This is a genomic window from Clostridium sp. (assembly GCF_021372645.1).
In the GTDB taxonomy this organism is placed as follows: Bacteria; Bacillota; Clostridia; order Clostridiales; family Clostridiaceae; genus Clostridium.
The window spans coordinates 1-4,356 of record NZ_JAJFUC010000099.1 but is presented as its reverse complement, the minus strand read 5'-3'; the positions used below and the strand labels follow the sequence as shown (position 1 = coordinate 4,356).

Annotated in this window: 6 protein-coding genes and 1 pseudogene; 6 read left to right on the top strand and 1 reads right to left on the bottom strand. The window is 27.1% G+C overall.

Annotated features, from left to right (window positions below; genetic code table 11):
- The first annotated feature begins 484 nt into the window (after nucleotides 1-484).
- On the top strand, nucleotides 485-1,303 hold the full coding sequence (locus tag LLF98_RS14605) for an EFR1 family ferrodoxin (protein WP_291704869.1): 819 nt from the start codon (nucleotides 485-487) through the stop codon (nucleotides 1,301-1,303).
- 55 nt (nucleotides 1,304-1,358) lie between these two features.
- Entirely contained in the window at nucleotides 1,359-1,463 is a 105-nt protein-coding gene (locus tag LLF98_RS15460) for a transposase family protein (RefSeq protein ID WP_366512125.1), read from the top strand.
- Between the two features lie 127 nt (nucleotides 1,464-1,590).
- Here LLF98_RS15460 and LLF98_RS14600 read toward each other — a convergent pair whose 3' ends face one another.
- Entirely contained in the window at nucleotides 1,591-1,956 is a 366-nt protein-coding gene (locus LLF98_RS14600) for a NifB/NifX family molybdenum-iron cluster-binding protein (protein WP_291704867.1), read from the bottom strand.
- A 326-nt stretch (nucleotides 1,957-2,282) separates the two neighbouring features.
- Between LLF98_RS14600 and LLF98_RS14595 the strand changes: the two genes are divergently transcribed.
- From LLF98_RS14595 to LLF98_RS14580, 4 genes and pseudogenes are all read left to right on the top strand, one after another.
- Complete coding sequence (locus LLF98_RS14595; RefSeq protein WP_291704865.1) at nucleotides 2,283-2,969, top strand: Crp/Fnr family transcriptional regulator; 687 nt, start codon at nucleotides 2,283-2,285, stop codon at nucleotides 2,967-2,969.
- A 62-nt stretch (nucleotides 2,970-3,031) separates the two neighbouring features.
- Nucleotides 3,032-3,352, top strand: a complete 321-nt coding sequence (locus LLF98_RS14590; protein WP_291704863.1) for a rhodanese-like domain-containing protein — start codon at nucleotides 3,032-3,034, stop codon at nucleotides 3,350-3,352.
- A gap of 118 nt (nucleotides 3,353-3,470) precedes the next feature.
- Entirely contained in the window at nucleotides 3,471-3,767 is a 297-nt protein-coding gene (locus tag LLF98_RS14585) for a MerR family transcriptional regulator (protein WP_291704861.1), read from the top strand.
- Nucleotides 3,745-4,218, top strand: a pseudogene (locus LLF98_RS14580) (transposase); the annotation flags it as partial. The gene LLF98_RS14585 and the pseudogene LLF98_RS14580, both read left to right, overlap by 23 nt.
- Between the last annotated feature and the right edge of the window lie 138 nt (nucleotides 4,219-4,356).

Sequence of the window (4,356 nt, the reverse complement as noted above, 5' to 3'; positions counted from 1 at the left end):
ATTGATGATTTACAGAAAAATCATAATTTTTATTTTATCTGGAGAAAAAATAGTGCTTTTGAAAATTTATATAGAAAGCTATTTAATGAATTTTAAAAAATATTTTAAGAGTATAAAAATCTGACTAGAAGTATTGTTATAACTATTGATTCACCTTGGCTCGAATGATATTTTCTAATTTACTACGCAGTTTTTCGGTATAAGTAATTAACGAAAATTATCAGATAGTCGAGCACTAGATAAAATTAGCATTTTTTCTAGTGTTATTTTCGATTCTGTAGTAATATATTCTTGATTGCTGATCATAAATAAACTAACTTTTTTAGTGAATTTGTTTGTTGCAAATCAATTTCACACTAGAATTGGTAGTTTTTTATTACTTTAAAGTGAAATTTATTTCAGAACCTATATTAAATCAAGTTGATTTAGGTAACTGTGATTAATCACTTCTGTATTAAGTATAGTGAAAGGAATGATAGTTATTATGTTAAAAAAAATTAATACAATGTATTTTAGTGCTACAGATACTACTAAAAAAATAGTATGTGAGATAGCAAAGAAAATTTCAGAAAATGTTAATAGGGAGATAACTATAAATAATATTGATTTTACAAGACCAGCAGTTAGAAAAGAGTCAGTGTCTTTTAAAGAAGAAGATGTCGTCATTATAGGAGTTCCAGTATATGCAGGAAGGGTTCCAAATGTATTACTAAAATATTTGAATTCTATTGCAGGTAATGGTGCATTAGCAATTTCTGTAGTTGTTTATGGAAACAGAAATTATGATGATGCTCTAATAGAATTAAAAGATATTCTTGAATCAGATGGTTTTAAAGTTATTGCAGGGGGGGCATTTATAGGAGAACATTCATTTTCTAAAATTCTTGCTAAAAATAGACCAGATAAAAAAGACATGGATATAGTAAGTGATTTTGCCAATCAAATATATAAAAAGATAACAACTCAAAATAAAATTGAAACTGTAGTTGTAAATGGAAATAAACCTTATAGAAAATATTATATACCTAAAAATAAAAATGGTATCTCTGTTGATCTTAGAAAGGTTACTCCAAAAACAAATAGTAATTGCAATGATTGTAAGCTTTGTGTAAATATTTGTTCTATGGGTTCTATTGATTTAAAAGATGTATCTAAATTAAATGGAATTTGTATTAAATGCGGTGCATGTATTAAAAAGTGTCCTACTCATGCAAAGTATTATGATGATGAAAATTATTTAAGACATAAACATGAATTAGAAATTGATTGTGATTATAGAAGGGAACCAGAATTATTTATATAAAAAATTATGGTTCATCATTAAATTTTAACCCTTTGAACTTAACTATTCTCTTGCTGTGTGCCCTAAGTGTGGTAAGCTTTCTAATGAACTACATGATCATAGAATACAACTCTATAGACATTTAGATATATGCGGTAAAAAAAACAATTTTCTATATTAATTTCCAACTGATTATTTTATGTAATTACATATATTGTATGCACAAATTTGAAGTTTTTAATGAATATTATTTATAAAAAAATTAACTAGAAATATATATAAATTTCTAGTTAATCTGTTTTTAAAAACTATTCATTATGACAGCCGTGTTCATGTTCATGGCAGATATCACCAGAATCTACAAGAGATCCTTCAATCCATTTTAAAGCCACAGTCTTTACATCCCCAGAGCAACCGCGCAATACTTCTATTCCTACGTTGTTGAGTACTCTAACAGCACCTTCACCCATATTACCTGCGAGCATAACTTTGACACCCATATCAGAAAGAATTGGTGCAATATTAGATTTACAACCACATCCTGCTGGTGATGGAATAGTTTCAGAACCTGTTATTTCTTTAGTTTGTGTATCAACTGTGAAAATTGTGTAATATTCACAATGTCCAAAGTGATCATCAATATTGTTATTACGTGATGGTAATGCGATTTTCATATTATAAACCTCCAATAAATATATTAAAGCAGCATATGCCATTTATATATCATAATAAACTTGTAAAGAGTATATGTCAATAATCATTAATAAGGGAGATGAAAATATATAAAACTATTAGACTTATGTATTTAGAAGGAATGATGTAAGAAGAGTGTGATAAATTAATAAAGTAAGACAAAATATTTAAAACATAATACATAGTGAAATGAAAAATATTAAATAATCATCTCTTTTTTGTATTTTTTAATTTGGTCTTATATATGTGATTTAGTCACATATATTTAGAAAATACTATTATATAATAAAATCAAGGAGGGGCGTAAATGAAAAATTATGGTGAAACATTAGATAATAGATTACAAGATATAAAGTCTTTGTATGAAATGTATCCAGTATTACAAGCAATTGATAAAAATAATAATGAAATAATAAGCACACAGGCAATTTTTAAGACTGTATATTTTGATGAATATGTATCTTCAGCAGAGGCAGTATGTGCGGGAGTTTTATTTGTAATAAAAGGAACAATAAAAATACAAAAGATCAATAAAGATGGGGAAGAAACTAATCTCTATAACATAAAACAAGGAGAATTTTGCCATGAAGCCCTAAGCTGTTTATCAAATTTAGAATCTTTAAATATAGCAGGCAAAGCAATTCAAGATTCAAAAGTATGTATTATCCCTTTTGATATAGTTGAAAAGTATTTTATTCAAGATAATGAATTTTTATTATATATGTATAAAGATTTGTATAAAAAATTCAATACTGTTATAGAAAATAAAGAAGAAATGATTCATGAATCTCTGGAAACAAGACTTATAAAATTGCTAATAAGTAAAAATAGTAACATAATTTATGCAACTCATAATGAATTAGCGTTTGAAATTGATTCAGTTCGTGAGGTTGTAAGTAGAAGACTGAAAAGTATCGAAAAATTGGGATATATAAGATTGGAAAGAGGCAAAATAGTAATACTTAAAAATTTAAATGAAATAGTAAAAAATTAATTATATATACAGATACTAGATTAAAATCAACAATTAAGATGAAATTTGAGGAGGAATTAAAAATGTTTGGATTTTTAAAGAGAGACGATGGAAGAGTTATTAATGTAAATGATATTGATGATTTAATTGGAAAAGTAGAATTAATTGATATTAGAGAAGATTATGAATATAAAGGTGGAAGTATAAAGAGTGCGAAAAACATTCCAATGGGTCAACTTTTAAATGAACCAGATAAATATTTAAATAAAAGCAAAGAATACTATATAATGTGTCAGTCTGGTGGAAGAAGTGCAAGAGCTTGTAGTAGTCTTACAAAACAAGGTTTTGATGTTGTAAATGTTTCTGGTGGAATGGGTTCATATGTAGGAACAAAAAGAAAATAATTAAATTTAAAACTAAAATATGGAGTGTGACAACAGTTAAAGAAAATATATAAAAATATATAAAAATATATTGGATAATATTAAATTATTTGTTATGCTTATATTGAGGTGATGGTTAATGAAGTATTATTCAATAGGCGAGTTTTCAACTTTAATAGGTAAAACGCCTCAGACATTAAGGGATTGGCACAAAAAAGGTTCATTCGTTCCACAACACATAACAGATGGTGGTACGAGATATTATTCACAAGAGCAACTTAATCATTTTTTAGGTATTAAAGGCATTGAAACTAAAACTAAAAATTTAATTCAAATTGTTACAGTTTTTAGTTGTAGGTTACAAGGCAAGAGAGCTAATAAGGCTAAAAAAATGATTAAGGAGTTGTTAGAAAGTGATACTGGCGAAGAAAATTAGGATTATTCCAAGCATAGAGCAGGAACAAAAATTATGGCAATCAGTTGGTACTGCAAGATTTATATATAATTGGACACTTGCAAGACAAGAAGAAAATTATAAAAATGGGGGAAAGTTTATATCCGATGGTGATTTAAGAAAAGAATTAACTATCTTAAAGAAAACAGAAGAGTTTAAATGGCTTAATGAAGTATCTAATAATGTTGCAAAGCAGGCTGTAAAAGACGCTTGTGAAGCTTATAAGAAGTTTTTTAAAGGATTAGCAGATAAGCCAAGATTTAAAAGCAGAAGAAAGTCTAAACCATCATTCTATAACGATAATATAAAACTAAAAGTAAAATCCAATATGGTTTTAATTGAAAAAGTAGGTTGGGTTAAAACAGCAGAGCAAATACCAATAGGTGTTAAGTATGCTAATCCAAGAGTAAGTTTTGACGGTAAGTATTGGTATAGTGTGACTTGTTGCTAGACAAAGATAAGCGAAGGTTTATTACAAAACTAGCCTAATTAGCTGATTAAATTCAGAAATTAGAACTATTATTATGATAGGTAGAATGATAGGGTAACGCCTTGAAATGCCTTCCCAAAG